General features: G+C 33.2%; 17 protein-coding genes. 13 read left to right on the top strand and 4 right to left on the bottom strand.

Annotation, left to right across the window (positions count from 1 at the left end; genetic code table 11):
* Positions 1-16: 16 nt before the first annotated feature.
* The 6 genes from AAC069_RS04315 (at position 17) to AAC069_RS04290 (ending at position 7,546) form a co-directional block, all read left to right on the top strand.
* Positions 17-1,696, top strand: coding sequence for a hypothetical protein (locus AAC069_RS04315; protein ID WP_339919266.1), 1,680 nt, complete (start codon positions 17-19; stop codon positions 1,694-1,696).
* Between the two features lie 9 nt (positions 1,697-1,705).
* Positions 1,706-2,683: a hypothetical protein gene (locus tag AAC069_RS04310; RefSeq protein WP_339919265.1), complete on the top strand. Its 978-nt coding sequence runs from the start codon at positions 1,706-1,708 to the stop codon at positions 2,681-2,683.
* 77 nt (positions 2,684-2,760) lie between these two features.
* Positions 2,761-4,071: a polysaccharide biosynthesis C-terminal domain-containing protein gene (locus tag AAC069_RS04305; protein ID WP_339919264.1), complete on the top strand. Its 1,311-nt coding sequence runs from the start codon at positions 2,761-2,763 to the stop codon at positions 4,069-4,071.
* 43 nt (positions 4,072-4,114) lie between these two features.
* The gene (locus AAC069_RS04300; protein ID WP_339919263.1) at positions 4,115-5,209 is read left to right on the top strand and encodes a glycosyltransferase; all 1,095 of its coding nucleotides are present in this window, start codon (positions 4,115-4,117) and stop codon (positions 5,207-5,209) included.
* A gap of 2 nt (positions 5,210-5,211) precedes the next feature.
* Positions 5,212-6,261, top strand: a complete 1,050-nt coding sequence (locus tag AAC069_RS04295) for a hypothetical protein (protein WP_339919262.1) — start codon at positions 5,212-5,214, stop codon at positions 6,259-6,261.
* Positions 6,242-7,546, top strand: coding sequence for an O-antigen ligase family protein (locus AAC069_RS04290; protein WP_339919261.1), 1,305 nt, complete (start codon positions 6,242-6,244; stop codon positions 7,544-7,546). The genes AAC069_RS04295 and AAC069_RS04290 overlap by 20 nt, the downstream gene beginning before the upstream one ends.
* Here the strand turns inward: AAC069_RS04290 and AAC069_RS04285 are convergent.
* The gene (locus AAC069_RS04285) at positions 7,515-8,591 is read right to left on the bottom strand and encodes a glycosyltransferase (RefSeq protein ID WP_339919260.1); all 1,077 of its coding nucleotides are present in this window, start codon (positions 8,589-8,591) and stop codon (positions 7,515-7,517) included. The genes AAC069_RS04290 and AAC069_RS04285 overlap by 32 nt on opposite strands.
* A 186-nt stretch (positions 8,592-8,777) precedes the next feature.
* Between AAC069_RS04285 and AAC069_RS04280 the strand changes: the two genes are divergently transcribed.
* The 3 genes from AAC069_RS04280 (at position 8,778) to AAC069_RS04270 (ending at position 11,989) form a co-directional block, all read left to right on the top strand.
* Entirely contained in the window at positions 8,778-9,761 is a 984-nt protein-coding gene (locus AAC069_RS04280; protein ID WP_339919259.1) for a UDP-glucuronic acid decarboxylase family protein, read from the top strand.
* Between the two features lie 76 nt (positions 9,762-9,837).
* Positions 9,838-11,205 carry an undecaprenyl-phosphate glucose phosphotransferase gene (locus AAC069_RS04275; protein WP_339919258.1) on the top strand — a complete coding sequence of 456 codons (1,368 nt, stop codon included), beginning with the start codon at positions 9,838-9,840 and terminating at the stop codon, positions 11,203-11,205.
* A gap of 1 nt (position 11,206) precedes the next feature.
* Complete coding sequence (locus tag AAC069_RS04270) at positions 11,207-11,989, top strand: glycosyltransferase family 2 protein (RefSeq protein WP_339919257.1); 783 nt, start codon at positions 11,207-11,209, stop codon at positions 11,987-11,989.
* Here AAC069_RS04270 and AAC069_RS04265 read toward each other — a convergent pair.
* Positions 11,973-13,283 carry a phenylacetate--CoA ligase family protein gene (locus AAC069_RS04265; protein ID WP_339919256.1) on the bottom strand — a complete coding sequence of 437 codons (1,311 nt, stop codon included), beginning with the start codon at positions 13,281-13,283 and terminating at the stop codon, positions 11,973-11,975. The two genes, AAC069_RS04270 and AAC069_RS04265, sit on opposite strands and share 17 nt — an antisense overlap.
* Positions 13,284-13,435: 152 nt before the next feature.
* Between AAC069_RS04265 and purD the strand changes: the two genes are divergently transcribed.
* On the top strand, positions 13,436-14,710 hold the full coding sequence (gene purD / locus AAC069_RS04260) for a phosphoribosylamine--glycine ligase (RefSeq protein ID WP_339919255.1): 1,275 nt from the start codon (positions 13,436-13,438) through the stop codon (positions 14,708-14,710).
* A gap of 49 nt (positions 14,711-14,759) precedes the next feature.
* Here the strand turns inward: purD and AAC069_RS04255 are convergent, their stop codons facing one another.
* A complete protein-coding gene (locus AAC069_RS04255; protein ID WP_339919254.1) occupies positions 14,760-14,990 on the bottom strand; it encodes a uracil phosphoribosyltransferase in 231 nt (76 codons plus the stop codon).
* A 143-nt stretch (positions 14,991-15,133) separates the two neighbouring features.
* Here AAC069_RS04255 and AAC069_RS04250 point away from each other — a divergent pair, with 143 nt between their 5' ends.
* Entirely contained in the window at positions 15,134-16,063 is a 930-nt protein-coding gene (locus tag AAC069_RS04250; protein WP_339919253.1) for a DUF6427 family protein, read from the top strand.
* Here AAC069_RS04250 and upp read toward each other — a convergent pair.
* Positions 16,058-16,711 (bottom strand): uracil phosphoribosyltransferase, encoded by a 654-nt coding sequence (gene upp, locus AAC069_RS04245; protein ID WP_339919437.1) that lies wholly within the window; start codon positions 16,709-16,711, stop codon positions 16,058-16,060. The genes AAC069_RS04250 and upp overlap by 6 nt on opposite strands.
* 133 nt (positions 16,712-16,844) lie before the next feature.
* Between upp and AAC069_RS04240 the strand changes: the two genes are divergently transcribed.
* Both AAC069_RS04240 and AAC069_RS04235 read left to right on the top strand, forming a co-directional pair.
* Positions 16,845-17,450, top strand: coding sequence for a DUF4254 domain-containing protein (locus AAC069_RS04240; RefSeq protein ID WP_339919252.1), 606 nt, complete (start codon positions 16,845-16,847; stop codon positions 17,448-17,450).
* A gap of 45 nt (positions 17,451-17,495) precedes the next feature.
* The gene (locus AAC069_RS04235) at positions 17,496-18,509 is read left to right on the top strand and encodes a glycosyltransferase family 9 protein (protein ID WP_339919251.1); all 1,014 of its coding nucleotides are present in this window, start codon (positions 17,496-17,498) and stop codon (positions 18,507-18,509) included.
* The last annotated feature ends 40 nt before the right edge of the window (positions 18,510-18,549 follow it).

Genomic DNA, 18,549 nt, shown 5'->3' with positions numbered 1-18,549 from the left:
TAGAAAAAATAAAATAATGAAAGAAACTAAAAATATATCAAGGTCCCGAGCACAAGAATCATCGGCAGCCATTGAAAAAATGTACATTACAATGCGCCATTTGTTCAACAGAGGGTTCTACAAACCAATGGGGATTTCTGGAGATACATTGCGTGAAGCATTGTTAGCTTTACGTCCGGAAATATACGGAAACATTGCAGAAGAAAAAGTAGAATTAAACGGACTGTTATATGTTATTGAACGTCTTCCTGTAGGAATTGAAGAATGTAGATTTATTAACCTTACTTCTGATGAAGGGTATTCTAAATCTCATTTTCAAGCAATTGTTCCTCCAAAAAGAAAAAGGAACTGTTACCGTATTGATGAAGAACAAATGAACGTGGAAATCACAAGAGGCCGCTCAGATATTTATGATATTTTGACCCATTTGACCTTTATTTTCATTGAATCGCATAAAATAAGAAACCGAGTTTTACTAGATGATGCTGGAGAAGTTTCCCGCGACTGGATGAAACTGGAAGCTGCCGTGGCTCAAAATAAAAAACTAACGCTTGTAGAAAAAGAGAAAGCAATTTCTCATGCCGCTAATATCCTTGGAAGAACTTTTGAAGAAGTATTGGACATATATGATGCTTTTGGATCTACAGCAGCGCCTGATCGATTTTTACATGTTATATTTTGGTTAGGGAAATTAGCAATAGAAGAGATTACTGATAATAATAAAAGAGTCATTACTTTTAGCCCTATTTTAAGAGAACGTTTAGGACATCACATACATGGTGAAATTTGGGCAACTAATATCAAGGAAGTATTAAAAGAAAACGGACTTTTAGACCGACCTATTCATGTCATCAGTGCCAATATGCACTCGGTTATGAATTCTATTTTTGCTACCACAGCCTTAAAAACGAATTTCAAAGACAAATCTGACTTCTTTATTTATGAAGAATTGAGTAAGTCAGGAGCAAATGAAGTTCGAAATATAGTGGAAGGAATCGCCTTGAAACAAGGAATGATTTCGCTACCAGATACTTCAGGAACGAACATTGATGTTCAAATTTTTGATACTGCCAAAATTAATTGGGCTAATTCATCCTTTCCAAAAGCCAAACTTGGCGATACACAACCGGTATTAATCGTAATGGATTATGCATTTGGAGAGCAAGCCTACGAAACCATTGATGAGTTATTAAAACCATTCAAAAAAGACACTTTGCTGAATGTAGAATCGGTTTCTATAATGGGAAAAGCTGGAATTCTTGAAGGTGGAAAAGGAGATATTATGATTCCGAATGCACATATCAATGAGGGAACAGCTGATAATTATTTTTTCCATAATGAATTAACTGCTGATATGTTTGTAGGCAACGGTATAGAAGTTTTTGCTGGACCTATGGTTACAGTGCTTGGAACATCATTGCAAAACAAGGATTTATTGAAATTCTTCCATGAATCAACTTGGGGTGTAATTGGTTTAGAGATGGAAGGTTCTTACTATCAAAAAGCTATTCAGTCAGCCTCTAAAATCAGAAAAAGTGTTCCCCATGATGTCAAGGTGAGATATGCTTATTATGCTTCAGATAATCCTTTAGAAACCGGAAGCACACTAGCTTCAGGCGGACTAGGAACAACGGGCGTAAAACCTACTTATTTGATTACGATTAAAATTTTGGAACAAATATTCAACACAAAATAATTTTTTAGGATGAGTACAAACGTACCCCAAAATAACGATAATCAAGAGATTGATTTATTTCAAATCTCAAAAAAAATTGGAAATCTTTTTCAGGAATTGAATGTATTTATATTTAGATGCATTCATTTTTTTATAAAAAATGGGATAATCATTTTAATTCTATTAATCGTTGGCTTTGGGCTGGGATATTATTTAGATAAAAATCAAAAAGATTACAATCATCAAGTTATTGTAGCACCAAATTTTAAATCAACGGATTATCTGTATTCTAAAATTGATTTACTGGCTTCTAAAATTTCCGAAAAAGACGTTCTTTTTTTGAAATCCATCGGTATTAATGACCCTTCGCAACTAACCAAAATTTCAATTGAACCTATCGTTGATGTTTATAAATTAATAAGTAATAACGAGCAAAACTTTGAACTTTTGGAATTAATGGCGCAAAACGGGGATTTAAAAACAATCGTTAAAGAAAGTACCACCAGTAAGAACTATAATTATCATACCATTATTCTTTCAACAAATGGAGTGACGCGTCAAAGTGATTTTGTCGATCCAATATTGAATTATTTAAATAGCAGTAGTTATTTTGAGGAAATACAAAAGATTTCAGTTGGTAACATTCAGCAAAAGATCAAAGAAAAAGAAGCTACTGTTTTACAAATTGACGGAATAGTAAACGCATTTTCAAATCGAAATGGGAACGCTAAAAATAGTGATAAACTGATTTATTACAATGAAAACACCCAATTAAATAACATTATTAAGACAAAAGATTCGTTGGTAAATGTTTTGGGAACATTAAAAATTGATTTATTCAATTCGAGGAAAGTCATCAATGACAATGCTGTAATTTTGAATATTAAAAACAATAAATCTATTAATGGTAAAATGAAATTAGTTCTACCGATACTGTTTATTTCCCTATTTATTATTTTTGGATTCATCTTCTCGTTTTACAAAAGTCAATCGTTGAAAGCAAAGTAAATATCCATATATCGAATAAGACAGTAAAGTAATTGTTTTCGAATTTAACTGAAATTAATGGGTTATCAGATATAAATATGTTGAAAATAATTAGTCGCTATCTTCAAAAAATAAGACAAAATCCCTTTATTCTACAAAGTTTAATTACGCTGGTGTTGCGGGTTATTGGCGTATTTATTTTGTTTGGATTTACTTTATTTCTCACAAAAAACTTTGATCCAAAGACGGTAGGTCAATACGATTTTGTTCGTTCATTTTTATTAGTGATAGGTAGTATCAGCCTGCTGGGATGCGATCAGTCTATTTTGTATTTTAGAGGAAGATTGAAAATTTCGAATACTTCAAGTGATCTACGAAGTATTTACATGAAAATGGTAGGCATCGTATTTTCAATGTCTGTATTTTTATTTGTAATAGTTTTAAGTCTAGATAAAGAGTTTATAAATACTTTTTTTGCAGATGAAGGAGTCTATCCGATTCTTTTGAAAGCAACTGTAATTTTATTTTTTTACGCTTTAACAACACTAAACATTGAGGTTTTCAGAGCTTTGGATCATTTGTATGTAGCGGAATTATTTAGAAATACCATAAAATACATTCCGGTTATAATTGGTGCCGTTATACTCTATTATTTTTATGATGAAACTTATTTGGTTGATGTTTTTCTCTTTGGATTTGTAATTCTTTCAGTGATAACAACAAGCTTAACGTTTTATTATTTCACTCGAAATCGTAGCAAAAGTGAAGATGACGCTATTTCATATAAAGAAATAATTACCAAATCGTACCCTATTGCTATTAGCGGGATGGCTTTATTTTTATTGATGAGTTTTGATATTATGTTTTTAAAGAAATATAGAGACGATGCTAGTGTTGCGTTTTATGCTTTGGCAGTTAAATTTATGACTATTGTATCGATGGTAATTATTACTGTAAACATTACCATTTCGACAAAAATAGCCGAATATTTTTCGACTAGAAATACTATTGAACTTAATAAAATACTAAGAAATAGTTCGAGGTTGATTTTTATACTGACTTTACCGGCGACCATTATTATTTGTCTGTTTTCTGAATCCGTTTTGGGCTTTTTTGGAAAAGACTACATTGCAGCTAAGGATGCGTTGCTTATTTTGATGATCGGTCAAGGTATCTGTTCGGCTTTTGGAGCGGTTCCGGTTTATTTAAATATGACTGGAAGACAGCATATTTTCCAAATCATACTAGTTTTGGCTGTTGTGGTTAATTTTGTTCTAAATAGGTTTTTAATACCAGATTATGGGATGACAGGAGCGGCAATTGCTTTTGTTGTAAGTTCGTTTTTTTGGAATATTAGTGCAGCAGTAGTAATTTATAGAAAAGACAAGGTGAAGGTTTTTTTGAATTAATGATTAATCGATCACCCAATATTTACACTAGAAGAAATTACTAATGAGAATAGTACATATTATAAATAGTTTGGAGTCAGGAGGAGCTGAAAAACTGGTGTTGGATACATTGCCTCTTTACAATAAAAGGGGAGTTAAGGTGGACTTGCTGGTATTAAATGGTGTAGATTATCCATTTATCAAGTCTTTAAAGGCATCGGCATGTTGTTCTATCTTTTCTTTAGGGTTTCGTTCTCGCTATAATCCAATACATATATTTAAAATCATTCCTTTTTTAAAAAACTATGATGTCGCACACGTTCATTTATTCCCAGCGCAGTACTGGGTGGTATTAGCAAAATTAGTATCGGGTTCTAAAATAAAATTAGTTTATACGGAGCATAGTACTTCTAGTGGAAGAGTAAGGAGTCGTATTTTTAAAGGCATAGACCCTTTCTTTTATAGACAATACCAAAAAATAGTTTGTATCACTGAAACAGTAGGTGATGTTGTTAAAAAACAGACTGGATTATCGGATTCAAATATTGAGGTCATAAATAATGGAGTGCCAATCGACACGTTTAAAAATAGTATTCCTAGAGATAGATTTGATTTTTTTCCGAATACAAATTCGGATGTTAAAATAATCATTCAGGTTTCCAGTTTTAAAGAGCCCAAGGATCAGGCTACCTTGATACGGGCGTTGTCTTATTTATCAAGTAATGTAAAACTGTTATTGGTGGGGGAAGGGATTTTGCAACAGCAATGTAAGGAACTGGCAAAAGAATTAAAAGTTGATGACCGGGTACTGTTTCTTGGAATTAGGATGGATGTACCCGAATTAGTAAAAATGGCCGATATAGTGGTGCTTTCGTCAAACTATGAAGGATTTTCATTGGCTTCTATTGAAGGGATGGCATCAGGAAAACCGCTTATTGCTTCTAATGTAGACTGTTTAACAACAATTGTTAAAGATGCTGGTATCTTGTTTAAACCAGGTGACGCTAAAGAACTTTCGAGTTATATTGATAAACTCTTTACAAATAACATATATTACCAAGATGTTGCAAATAGATGCCAGCAAAGGGCAGAGCAATACGATATTAAATTTATGGTGGATCAACACATTGAATTGTATACCGGATTATATAAACTATGAGGATGTTAGTAAAAAAAAATAAAGCGGCTTTTATGCTTTTGCTTATTTGCAACTTAGTTGTTGCGGTGCTGGCATTTTACGTATTGCCCAAACGGTTTTTTTACGACGCTACTCTTATTGCGTTCGATAAAGGGAATGAGATTGGGTTTTTAGGAAGTTACCCGCTTACCATTTTATTTTACAAAATAACAGGTTTGCGTTATTTGTCTTTTCCTTTGATTGCATTGATTCAATATCCCATTCTTGCTTATGTTTTATATAAAATAGGCGTGCCTGATAATTTTGAAAAGATTAATGTTAAGAACCTTCTGGTTTATTTAGGGTTTTTTATGATGGCTATTTTTATGTCGATGCCGTCCAAAGAGTTTATTACTTATTTGTATTTAGCACTCATTGTATTTATTTATAAGAGCGAAAGCATACCTTTCAAGAAATCAGTTTCTTTATCTTTATTTCTATTGGGGGTTTTGGGAGCTTTTTATCGCCCGTACTTTTTACTAATACCTATTATTGCATTTGGGATGTATTTAGTGAGTTTTATCAATTTTAAGAATAAAACGCTAACTACTATTTTTTATGGACTTTGTATCGCTGTTTTTTTGTCATTAAGTTATGGTGTCCTGAAAGGACAGTATCTTTCTGAAAGTAGTAGGGAAGTAGTTAATAGTGGTAGATTGCGGTCACAAGATGCTAACTCCATGATTGTTTCTCCCCTTAAACCAGACACTTGGTACGGCGAAACTGTGGGTATTGTCTATGGTTTTTTCACGGTCAACTTTCCTGTAAATGGCTTAAAACACCTTTTGTCTCCTCAGATCATTGCGTTCGTTATTTGGCAAATTTTATTGTTTTATATTCTTCTAGTACGCTTTTCACGTTGTTTAAAGAATAGAAAAGAGCAGGAATACGAACTGTGGATATTGCTTATTTTATTTTCATATTTTATTGTTCAAGGGGTTTTTGAGCCCGATTTAGGAAGCGCCATTCGTCATAAAATAGGAGTGTTTCCTTTAATTTATTATGCCTTATACTATGAACATTTCAGAAAATAACTTCAATAAAATTTTCAATATTTTTCTATTTCTAATTGCAAGTACCATGATTTTTAGAAAACCATGTACTTGGATTATTATTGGATTTGTCTTGTTTAATTTAGGCTTTATAAAAAAATTAAAACTCACTCGATTAGCAATATTATTGGGGTTGGTTATCGCTTCACCATTATTATTAGAGATTTTACTTTTTTGGAATAATGATTCTTTTGGAGAAGGATTGAAATCGATGGAAAAAAGTATTTCGTTACTACTCTTTCCATTGTTTATTCTAGGCAATTATAAGCGGGTGCAATTTATTAAATTACTGCAATTTTATAGCTACACAACGACTGCGATTGTATTGTTTTTCTTCATTCGGTTTATTGTCGTTTTTCCGGACTTGATAGATAAATATTTAGGCGGTACTGATTTATGGGAAATGGGATACAGTTTCTCTAATTCTATTGGAATTCATGCACCGGCGCTCAATATGCACCTTGCTTTTGTAGCGATTATTAGTATGTATTTTGTTGTTTATGCTTTTCGAAAAAAAGAAAACTTAGCTTATAAATTACTTAGAGTATTGGTTTTTGCACTTTCTTTTTTCTTTGTGCTTTTTGTAAATACCCGAATGGCTCTTTTTAATGTAATTGCTGGTATAATCATCATTTTTTTCTACGAAGTCATTCGAAATTATAATTTTAAGAAAGTGGCTGTAATCATAACTTTGGGTGCTATTTTGTTAGGAGGAATCCTTTTCCTGTTCGTTAAAAACAATCCCTATATGAAAGAGAAATATAACACGGTAACATTTGCATACATGGATAAAGTGGGCAAGCTAGATGAGATTGAAAACCCGGAAGCAAAAGTATTTAATTCATTTGTTACACGCGTGTCCATTTGGAAATCTGCCTGGGAACTGTCCTTGGATCATCTTCCTTTTGGAGTTGGTGCTTCAGATGGGAAACCGGAATTATTTAAATATTACAAACAAAGCAACCAGCATTTTCTAGCGAAATATGAATTTCCAACACACAATCAGTTTCTGGATTTTCTATTAAAATTTGGGGTTCTGGGCCCAGTTGTAGTCTTTTTGTACATTTTTACCATCGGATATTTAGGATATGATTTAAAAAATGCAATTGTTATATTTTTCTTTTTTCTCTTTCTAACTTCGAATCTAACGGATGATTTTCTATTGCGCTTTGATGGAATCGCTTTCAGCGGGTTTTGGTTTTCTGTCTTCGGCAGTTCTTGGCTACAAGAGAAAGCTACTGTTTGTAAAGAGCGATTAATTGCTTAAAATTTTTCGCACTGTCAAATAAATCTTGGCACCTTTCTAAGCCTTTTTTCCCAAAACGGTGTCGCACTTCTTCGTCTTTTAGAATTTCAATATAGTTATCTAATTCAGCGATCTCATCAAAAAGGAAACCGGTTTCGTTATGTACTACTACATCTTTATTTCCGATAATATTTGTTGCCAAAACAGGTTTCTGCATTGCCATTGCCTCGAGAACTGCTATGGGCAAGCCTTCCCATAGTGAAGTCTGAATATAAATATCAATAGTATTAAGCGCTGTAAGTGCATCTTCTCTATCAAGGAACCAACCAGTTATTTTTATGTTTGGGACGGTTAGTAATGGTTGTAATTCTCCATCTCCAATCCAGAGAAAATTAAGATTAGAATATCTTAATGCGATTTCATTAAATAATGCCGGATTCCTAGCGGAAGTTATTCTCCCAACAATGCCTATCGTTAGGACGGTATTGTCATTTTTAGAACTGTATTTTAGAACCTTTTTAATATCAATTCCGTTTCTTACCAGATGCGATTTCCCTATGGTTTTGGCGATTCCATATTCTGTATCTCCACAAGCGATGGTCGCTCCACCAAATATTCGTTGGAAACTACTTTCAATTATGCGATACAATTTTTTAGTAAAACTGGAAGTATCTGTTCGAAGAAATGCATAACCATGCGGAGTATAAAACAGCTTTGTTTTTTTAAATAATAGAAAACAGCCAATGCGTCCTAAAACACCTGCTTTTGAAGAATGAAGGTGAATGACATCTGGTTGAATTCTTCGAAGTTCCTTAATTAATTGTAATAGTGATTTTAGATCTTGAAGTGGCAAAAATTCGCGAACCATGTTCAGCTCTATAAGCGATACTCCTTTTGAAAACTCCTCATTTATTTTTTTTGAGTCAACTTCTTTTCGGTTAGCGCTATAAATAATTGTGGTATCGATGTCTTCCTTTATTTCAGAATCACCGAAGAAAAAGGATAACTCTTTGAAATAGGTGTTAACTCCCCCCGCTAGTGCTTCAACTATATGGACAACTTTCAAATTAGATGATTTTGTTTCTGTAAAAATATATAAAATAGACTAGGAATAGTGTTATTAAGGAACGTAATATAGAAGATAATTTTAAGTTTATAAGTAATTTATCATGGTTTATCTTATTGGAACGAGATACCACAACTACTATTTTATTAAATGTTTTTTAATACCTTGCAACTGTAAAATTTATTTATGAAAAGGATACTTATCACTGGTGCAGCTGGATTTTTAGGATCACATTTATGTGACCGTTTTATTAAGGAAGGTTATTTTGTTATTGGCATGGATAATCTCATTACTGGAGATTTAAAAAATATAGAACACCTGTTCAAATTGGAAAATTTTGAATTTTATCATCACGATATCACAAAATTCGTTCATGTTCCAGGTCAGTTGGATTATATCTTGCATTTTGCCTCACCAGCAAGTCCTATAGATTATTTAAAAATTCCAATTCAAACACTAAAAGTGGGTTCTCTTGGAACGCATAATCTTTTAGGTTTGGCACGAGTTAAAAAAGCTCGAATTCTGATTGCTTCCACATCGGAGGTGTATGGAGATCCATTAGTTCATCCACAAACGGAGGAATACTATGGTAATGTAAACACCATAGGGCCTAGAGGTGTGTATGATGAAGCTAAACGTTTTCAGGAATCAATAACAATGGCCTACCATACTTTTCACGGTGTAGAGACCAGAATAGTACGTATATTTAATACTTATGGACCAAGAATGCGACTTAATGATGGAAGAGTTATTCCTGCATTTATTGGCCAGGCTCTGCGTGGTGAAGATCTAACTATTTTTGGCGACGGAATGCAAACTCGTTCTTTCTGTTATGTAGATGATCAGGTGGAAGGTATTTTCAGATTATTGCATTCAGACTATGTGTATCCGGTGAATATTGGAAATCCAGACGAAATTACAATCAAAGATTTTGCAGATGAAATTATAAAACTGACTGGAACGAATCAAAAAGTGGTTTATTTCCCGTTGCCAGTAAATGACCCGTTGCAGCGCCAACCTGACATTACAAAAGCAAGAGAAATATTAGGTTGGGAGGCCAAAGTAAATCGAGCTGAGGGAATGAAGATTACCTACGACTATTTCAGATCAATGTCTAAAGAGGAACTTTCTAAAGAAGAACACAAAGACTTTTCAAACTATATTAAATAAGTAGTCGAATCGAATAAAGTCAAAACCAGGAAATACTATCGAATAGAAAATAGGAGAGGGAAGACAACAACTAATCATGACTGCAAATAATATAGGAAGATATTCAAAATACATCAGACCCATTAGTATCCTAATGGACTTGATGATAATTTCTATATTAGGATTTTATTTGTTTGAATATCAAATCTATAATATTAGTTATTTTATAATCTATCTTATAGTCGGTTGGATTGCTGTTGCTGTGTTTATTCATTTTTACGATGTCTATCGTTTTACAGCACCTATTGAAATTTTTTCAAAAATTGTCAAGCAAGGCGTTCTGTTTCTTTTAATTGTTATTGCCTTTTTTCCGTTTTCAAAACAATATGCTTTTAGTGAAAAAACAGTCATATTGTTTATAATTTCCAGTATGGCTTTGGTTTCCATTTCAAAATTCACCTTGTTTTATTTTCTAAAAAAATACAGAATAGCGACGGGTAGTAATTTTCGAAATGTTGTTATTATTGGATACACTCCAGAAGCAATTCGATTAAAAAAACTTTTTGAAGCTAGAAATGATTTTGGATATCATTTTTTTGGTTTTTTTTCGAATAAGAAAGAGAACATAGAAATTAAAGGAAAATTAGAGAAGCTTAAATCATTTGTCATAGAAAATGAAATCGATGAAATCTACTGTTCTTTGAAGGAGGTTTCTAACGCACAGTTAAAACAAATCATCGCTTTCTCAGACGAGAATAAAAAAACAATAAAATTTATTCCAGACTCAAAAGAGATTTTTTCAAAGAACTTACAAATTGATTATTATGATTCCTTTCCGGTTCTTTCGTTAAAGAAAACAGTATTAAATGATCCTACGATTAAAATATTTAAACGAGTATTTGATATTATTTTTTCGAGTATTGTTATCGTGGGTCTATTGTCTTGGCTGATGCCACTTTTGGCTATTTTGATAAAACTAGAATCAAAAGGGCCAGTATTTTTTAGACAAGGAAGACCAGGAATCGACGAAAAAGAGTTTCATTGTTACAAGTTTCGATCCATGAAAATAAATGGAACAACAGAAACGGAAGCGTCTAAGAACGACCCTCGAGTTACCAGAATAGGAAAGTTAATGAGGAAAACCAGTGTAGACGAAATGCCTCAGTTTTTTAACGTACTCCTTGGCGATATGTCTGTGGTTGGACCGCGTCCTCATTTGTGGTCACAAAATCTGTCTTATACGGGTAAAATTAAAAAATATCCAATTCGCCATTGTGTGAAACCCGGTATTACCGGTTTAGCGCAGGTTAGCGGATTTAGAGGGGAAATTGAAAAAGACAGAGACATGATCAACAGAATAAAATTTGATGTTTTTTATATCGAAAACTGGTCGTTGATTCTGGATTTGAAAATAATATACCAAACGATGGTAAACATATATAAAGGGGAAGAAAAAGCATATTAATATGGAAACACCCTTAGTATCTATAATAATTCCGTGCTTTAATTCTGAGAAATTTATCGCAGAAACGGTTCGGTCGGTTCAAAACCAAACCTACAACAACTGGGAAATTATCGTGGTTGACGATTGTTCATCAGATAATACTGTAGCTCTAATTTTAGGGATGGTTCAAAGAGATAGCCGAATTCGATTTTTCCAACTCGAAAATAATTCAGGTACTGGTGTTGCCAGAAATAAAGGACTCTCTAATGCTAATGGAAGATATATATCCTTTTTAGACGCAGATGATTTATGGAAACCGGAGAAACTTAGAAAACAAATTGATTTCCTAAAAACAAATAAGATAGCGTTTACGTTTTCTTTTTATGATTGTATCGACGAAGAGGGAAAACCATTGAACAAACGAGTGGAAGCACCACTAAACCTTTCGTACCGACAATTATTTTTTTGTAATTATATTGGGAATCTGACCGGAATATACGATGTCAACTATTTTGGAAAAATCCCTATTTCGTCCATTCGAAAACGCCAAGATTGGATGTTATGGTTAACAGTTCTTAAAAAGATAAAAACGGCTCAACCCGTTCCTGAAAGCCTTGCGTATTACCGCGTTAGAAATGACTCTCTTTCGACTTCAAAGTTAGATTTGATTAAATATAATTTTGCTGTTTATAGAAAGTTTCATGGTTTTAGTTTTCCTATTGCGGTGGCTTGTATGAAGCTGTTTTTATTTACACAATTGTTAATAAAGCCTAGTTACATCAAGAAAATTAAACCATCGATTTAAACTGCTTCAATTTCCCCCGTTTGTTTCTTTTTAAAGTATCTTTTTGGATAAAGCTGAATTTTAAATTTGGTTCTAGATACAAGGTGATGGCCTCTTCTATTTTTTTAATTTGGACCTGACTTAAAACAATATCACTTACATACTTAATTATAAAAGTATCGATTGTGGTTTGCTTAATCGTAAACTCTTTTACATTTCCGTCGTCCTCGATAATGCTTTTTGTGATGTAATAAAAGGTTAAGCCGGGCGCTTTTTTACCGCTTGGTAAAATTGCAACATCATTGGTTCGGCCAATTAGTTGCTTCAAAATAGGTTTGTGTACCGTACTTTTTTCATCTAAAACCCCAATATCACCAATATCATAACGAATAAACGGATGGGCTTTATTGAACAAAGAAGTAATTACAATTCGGCCTTTTTTCCCGTAAGGGAGAACAGTTCCTTTTTCATCTAGAATTTCCACAAACAAAGTTTCGGCATTGACCTGCCATTCTCCATCTGGATTTTGAAAAGCAATTATGTCTAATTCTGACGCACCATATTCGTTTATAATTGGAATGCCTAGTTGTTTTTCCAGAAGTTTTTTGTCTTCCTCAAAAAGCATTTCAGATGTAACCATACAGGCTTTTAATGACGGGCAAACGTCTATTAAAACAATGTTTTTTTGCTGTAAAAATTTAGCAAACAAAACGATTGAACTAGTATAACCGTTGATATAGTCGAATTTTTTGGTCTTGAAATGGCGTAGGAACTTTTCAAGGACAGGGTCAGATAAATCAAATATTGGTAAACGAAACCGTTTGCCTAAAAAATCCTTAATGCGTTCTTTTTGATATCCCATAAAATCCATCGGAATTCCATAAAAACGGGCTTGATAGGAAGTATTTAAATCAACGCCGTACCAACCAAAACGAAAAGCAGTAGAAGCCCAAAATAATGCATGGCTGAATTTATCTCTGGCAAATACAAAAGGATCCCCACTGGAGCCTGATGTTTTATTAACGTAGACGTTTTTAATAGAAAAACCGTTTGAAAGTCGCTCAGTTAATGGTTTCTGTAGATTTTGTTTGTTTAAAATAGGGAGTTCATTCCAATCGTTAAACGATTTTGTACCAACTAGCTCCTGATAGAAAGGATTGTTATTTAAATGGAAGGCAACAATCTCTCTTTTTTTACTTTCAATAAAATGCTCTTTTTCGCTTGTAGTAAAAGCGGCAATTTTTTGCAATTCAGCTTTAGCCTCCTGAATTGGATAGCCATTAAATTGAAGTGATAAGTCAAAAAGAGGAAGCATTTTCAGTTTTTGTTTATCCAAAAATAATGTATAAGAACAACTAATTGGGAAGAACCAACAACTTTTTAGAAATTAATTATTTTTTACGTTCAAAAGCAATTATTTTTGCAACATCCTCCAAAAGGTGGATAAGCAACTAAACTACACAACACATGACTATTTTACTTTTAGGTTCAGGCGGAAGAGAACATGCATTTGCATGGAAAATGATTCAAAGTCCACTTTGCGATAAACTTTTTGTTGCGCCGGGGAATGCTGGAACCGCTGCAATAGCAACGAATGTTAATGTTAGTATAACTGATTTTGATGCTATAAAAACGTTTGTACTTGCTGAAAAGGTAGAAATGGTTGTTGTAGGACCTGAAGATCCTTTGGTAAAAGGAATCTATGACTTTTTTCTAAACGATGAAAAACTAAGTCATATCCCGGTTATTGGTCCATCTAAAATAGGAGCACAACTGGAAGGAAGTAAAGAGTTTGCTAAAGAATTTTTAGTTAAACACAATATACCCACTGCTGCTTACGACAGTTTTACTGCTGAGACAGTGGAAAAAGGATGTGATTTTCTAGGGACATTAAAACCTCCTTATGTACTGAAAGCTGACGGACTGGCTGCAGGAAAAGGAGTTTTGATTATTCATGATTTGGCGGAAGCCAAAGAAGAATTAAGAAATATGCTAGTTCATCAAAAATTTGGTGCAGCCAGTTCAAAAGTAGTGATTGAAGAATTCCTTGACGGTATAGAATTGAGTTGTTTTGTTCTTACTGACGGGAAAAGTTATAAAATACTTCCAACAGCCAAGGATTACAAACGTATTGGTGAAGGAGACACCGGATTGAATACGGGCGGAATGGGAGCTGTTTCTCCAGTTCCTTATGTTGATGCTGTATTAATGGAAAAAATAGAAACACGTATCGTTAAACCCACAATTGAAGGATTTCAAAAAGATGGAATTCCATACAAAGGTTTTGTGTTCATCGGATTGATTAATGTGAATAACGAACCTATTGTTATTGAATATAATGTAAGAATGGGAGATCCGGAAACTGAAGTGGTTGTTCCAAGATTAAAAACAGATTTAGTAGAATTGTTTTTGGCTGTAGCCAATGAAAAACTAGATGAAATTACGCTAGAAATCGACGAGAGAAGTGCGACTACGGTTATGCTTGTATCTGGAGGTTATCCGGAAGATTATGAAAAAGGAAAAATTATCTCTGGACTGGAAAAAATTACGGACTCCATTGTTTTTCACGCCGGTACAAAATTGGATAACGACACTGTTGTTACTAATGGAGGAAGGGTGCTAGCAATAACATCTTATGGGAATGACTTTCAAGAGGCCATAAAAAAATCTTATCAAAATATAGACAAGCTACATTTTGATAAGATGAATTTTAGAAAAGATATCGGTAACGATCTTTTATAAATAATAAGTATGCTGCTTAACCCTAAATTTTATTTGGGGTTAGGTCGTTTTATTTAAAAAAAGAGTGCGCAGTAGTATCTTGTTTTTCAGTTCCAGCCTCATCGAAAATTCTTAGTTGCTTAATCCAGTATACCATTGCAGCTGCACAAATAATCATGAAAATCCAATTGATTGTATTGGCAACAAACCATGAGCTAAGTTCAAGTGAACGTAAAAAATCTAATGGAGCAAATAATATATTTACAAATAGGTATTGAATTCCTTCAAAAAATGATTTCATATCGTTAAAATTATGTTGTTGTTTTTTTAATTTCCCAGAAGTAAAAAACGCTTTTGTTAAGAATCTTTTTCAACTTGGGGGTTTCCTTTTTAAACAAGTATTATATTTACAGTTTTAAAGTCACAAAAGTATAAAATATCCTTATGATTACAAGTCTTTTTAAAAAATCTACACCATTAAATTTTTCTCTGGTTGTAATTTTAATACTGAGTTTTTTTTTGATCTATCAAATTCAGGATTTGGTCTGGACTGATTCCACTATATTGATTCTTGAAAAAGCGGGGATTTTACTTGTTTTATTGGGCTCTATTTTCCTGACAAATTTCATTTCGACAAAGAACGGATTGAGTAAAGACAGTAGCTACACGATCTTTTTCTATTTTCTATTTTTAATTTTCTTCCCTTCGGTTTTAGACAACATTAATTTAGTCTTTGCCAATTTCTTTATCCTTTTAGCCCTACGAAGATTACTTTCCCTTCAATCGCTAAAAGCCTCCAAAGAAAAAATATTTGATGCCTCCTTATGGATTTTTGTAGCTGCTTTATTTCATTTTTGGTGTATTCTCTATTTAGTTTTGGTGTTTATTTCGATAATTTTCCATGTTTCAAGAGACTATAGAAATTGGATATTGCCCATTATTGCCTTTTTTGCAGTAGGAACTCTTTTTGCACTTAGTTCGATACTTTTTGACATCAGCGCATTAGAATATATCAATAGCAGTGTTAAAACCAGTTTTAAAATTAATTATTTTACTAATAATTATCAAAACGGTGCTTTGTCAATCTATGCGACAGTGGCTTTGTTTTTTGTTATTTCGATGTTTGCCACGCTATCCAGTAGACTATCAATAACGCATGCTTCTTTCAAAAAAATCATCGCTTCCTTTTTTATTGGAGTAGTGATTTTCTTGGTTTCTTCAAATAAAAGCAATGATTTACTTATATTTACAATTGCTCCTTTGGCTATAATGGCAACAAACCATATCGAAATGCCTCAGTTAAAATTGAAACAAGAAATGGTTTTGGTTGTTCTTATAGCCTGCAGCTTTTTTGCTTTTTTCTCTCAATTATAATTTAGTTCCATAAGATAAGTCTCCTGCGTCACCTAGTCCAGGTACAATATAACTATGCTCGTTTAGTTTCTCGTCTAAAGAGGCTACCCATAAATGACAAGTGTCCGGTAAGTGTTGTTCCAGGTAAGCTATTCCCTCAGGTGCAGCAATTACAACTGCAATATGAATTTCTTTTGCTTCTCCTCTTTCCTTTAAGCGGTTAAAGACTGCCACGATCGATTGTCCGGTGGCAAGCATAGGATCTACTAGTAATAAATATTTCCCATTAAAATCTGCGATAGCCTGGTATTCTACAAGAATCTCAAAGTAATCGTCGTTGTTTGGATGGTGTCTTGATGCAGAAATAAAACCATTTTCGGCTGAATCAAAATAATTTAAAAAACCCGTATGCATTGGGAATCCGGCACGTAAAACAGAACAGATTACCAATTGATCACTAATCTCAGTGGTCTTTTTGATGCCTAGTGGAGTTTGAATTTCGACCGCTTTATAATGCAAATCTTTACTCAATTCATACGCCATAATTTCTCCTATTCGCTCAATATTTCTTCTAAAACGCATGCTGTCATTATGTATATTTACATTTCTGATTTGTCCCAAAAAATGATTAAGAACGCTATTGTTTTCCGATAGATTGTGAATTTGCATGATTTGTTGAATTAACATTTTTAGTTCCCAAATCAGATTTAATGCTGATTTTTGGGTTCTAGATTAGATTTGTGATTTGTAATTTTTTTATAAAAGTATAAAAAGTATCTTTGTAACTATAAAATATAAAAATATGTTTTCAAAATTAGCGTACTCCGTATTCGAACAAAGCATCAAAGATTATCATCAATTTGATAATGTAGATCAGCCTATAAATAACCCTTTTCCTAAAGATCAATTTGAACATTTATTGTATCTAAAAAACTGGATTGACACAGTTCAATGGCATTTTGAAGATATTATTCGTGATCCAAATATTGACCCCGTTGCTGCATTGACTTTGAAGAGAAGAATTGACGCTTCTAATCAGGAACGTACTGATATGGTAGAATATATTGATGGTTATTTTTTAAAAAAATACAGCGATGTAAAAGTAAAAGATAATGCAAAAATCAACTCAGAAAGTCCAGCTTGGGCTTTTGACAGATTGTCAATTTTAGCATTGAAAATTTATCATATGAATGAGGAAGCGACTCGTGCAGAAGCATCTCAAGATCATAGAGATAAATGTCAGACGAAATTAAATATTCTATTAGAACAAAGAACTGACTTGTCTACCGCAATTGACGATTTATTAATAGACATTTCTAGTGGGGATAAATTCATGAAAGTGTACAAGCAAATGAAAATGTACAATGATGATGAATTAAATCCTGTTTTGTACCAAGGGAAAAAATAGTTGACAAGTAGTAATTTGTCAAATAAAATAAAGCATATAGCCGTCATGAGACTTTCCGCAATGGGAGATGTCGCCATGACGGTTCCTGTTTTACGGGCTTTTGTAAATCAATATCCTGATGTTAAGATAACGGTCATATCCCGTCCTTTTTTTAAACCTTTTTTTGAAGAAATACCAAATCTTTCTTTTTTTGCTTTCGATGAAAAAGAACAGCATAAAGGAGCCTTAGGCTTGTTTCGGTTATTTGAAGATGTGAAAAAATTGGATGTCGATGCTTTCGCCGATTTGCATAACGTTTTACGTTCTAAAGTTGTTAGGACATTATTTGCCTTGAGCGGAAAAAAAACTGCGTATACAGACAAGGGACGTGAAGGTAAAAAAGCATTAACACGTGCCGATAATAAGATTTTCCAACCTTTATCGACGGTATTTGAAAGACATGTAAAAGTGTTTGAACAACTCGGTTTTCCGATAGATTTATCAAAACCGATATTTCCCCAAAAAGCCAATTTAGATAAAGAAACAGTAAATCTTATTGGAACAGATAATAAAAAATTAATTGGAATCGCTCCCTTTGCACAATACGATTCTAAAGTGTATCCCTTGGATTTAATGCAAGAAGTTATCCATCAATTGGCTGACAATCCAAATTATAAAATTCTGCTTTTTGGAGGAGGAAAGAAAGAAATAGAAATCTTAGATTCTCTTTCAGACTCAAAAGACAATGTAATCAACATGGCAGGCAAAATCAAGTTTCAGCAGGAGTTACAACTTATAAGTACTCTTGATGTAATGCTTTCTATGGATTCTGGAAATGCCCATATTGCAGCAATGCTGGGAGTAAAAGTCATTACACTTTGGGGTGCTACGCATCCGTATGCTGGATTTGTTCCTTTTAATCAACCATTATCGAATTCTTTAGTTTCTAATAGAGAAAAGTACCCTATGTTGCCAACATCCGTTTATGGCAATAAAAAAGTGGAAGGTTATGAAGATGCTATGAGAACCATTATTCCAGAGACGGTAGTGTTGAGTATTCAGTCGCAATTAGCTCATTAAATATCTAAATATCCCAAAATAAAAAATTCCAAACCCCAAT

It is taken from the genome of uncultured Flavobacterium sp. (assembly GCF_963974175.1).
In the GTDB taxonomy this organism is placed as follows: Bacteria; Bacteroidota; Bacteroidia; order Flavobacteriales; family Flavobacteriaceae; genus Flavobacterium.
Note: the sequence above shows the minus strand (reverse complement) of the source record. Positions and strands in the feature narration are given on the sequence as shown.

What these genes read in the sequence shown, in the direction of transcription:
- upp (WP_339919437.1), bottom strand. Translation starts at nt 16,711, where the DNA reads ATGCAAATTCACAATCTATCGGAAAACAATAGCGTTCTTAATCATTTT.
- AAC069_RS04295 (WP_339919262.1), top strand. Translation starts at nt 5,212, where the DNA reads ATGTTAGTAAAAAAAAATAAAGCGGCTTTTATGCTTTTGCTTATTTGC.
- AAC069_RS04235 (WP_339919251.1), top strand. Translation starts at nt 17,496, where the DNA reads ATGAGACTTTCCGCAATGGGAGATGTCGCCATGACGGTTCCTGTTTTA.
- AAC069_RS04255 (WP_339919254.1), bottom strand. Translation starts at nt 14,990, where the DNA reads ATGAAATCATTTTTTGAAGGAATTCAATACCTATTTGTAAATATATTA.
- AAC069_RS04290 (WP_339919261.1), top strand. Translation starts at nt 6,242, where the DNA reads ATGAACATTTCAGAAAATAACTTCAATAAAATTTTCAATATTTTTCTA.
- purD (WP_339919255.1), top strand. Translation starts at nt 13,436, where the DNA reads ATGACTATTTTACTTTTAGGTTCAGGCGGAAGAGAACATGCATTTGCA.
- AAC069_RS04315 (WP_339919266.1), top strand. Translation starts at nt 17, where the DNA reads ATGAAAGAAACTAAAAATATATCAAGGTCCCGAGCACAAGAATCATCG.
- AAC069_RS04275 (WP_339919258.1), top strand. Translation starts at nt 9,838, where the DNA reads ATGACTGCAAATAATATAGGAAGATATTCAAAATACATCAGACCCATT.
- AAC069_RS04265 (WP_339919256.1), bottom strand. Translation starts at nt 13,283, where the DNA reads ATGCTTCCTCTTTTTGACTTATCACTTCAATTTAATGGCTATCCAATT.
- AAC069_RS04280 (WP_339919259.1), top strand. Translation starts at nt 8,778, where the DNA reads ATGAAAAGGATACTTATCACTGGTGCAGCTGGATTTTTAGGATCACAT.
- AAC069_RS04300 (WP_339919263.1), top strand. Translation starts at nt 4,115, where the DNA reads ATGAGAATAGTACATATTATAAATAGTTTGGAGTCAGGAGGAGCTGAA.
- AAC069_RS04305 (WP_339919264.1), top strand. Translation starts at nt 2,761, where the DNA reads ATGTTGAAAATAATTAGTCGCTATCTTCAAAAAATAAGACAAAATCCC.
- AAC069_RS04310 (WP_339919265.1), top strand. Translation starts at nt 1,706, where the DNA reads ATGAGTACAAACGTACCCCAAAATAACGATAATCAAGAGATTGATTTA.
- AAC069_RS04250 (WP_339919253.1), top strand. Translation starts at nt 15,134, where the DNA reads ATGATTACAAGTCTTTTTAAAAAATCTACACCATTAAATTTTTCTCTG.
- AAC069_RS04240 (WP_339919252.1), top strand. Translation starts at nt 16,845, where the DNA reads ATGTTTTCAAAATTAGCGTACTCCGTATTCGAACAAAGCATCAAAGAT.
- AAC069_RS04270 (WP_339919257.1), top strand. Translation starts at nt 11,207, where the DNA reads ATGGAAACACCCTTAGTATCTATAATAATTCCGTGCTTTAATTCTGAG.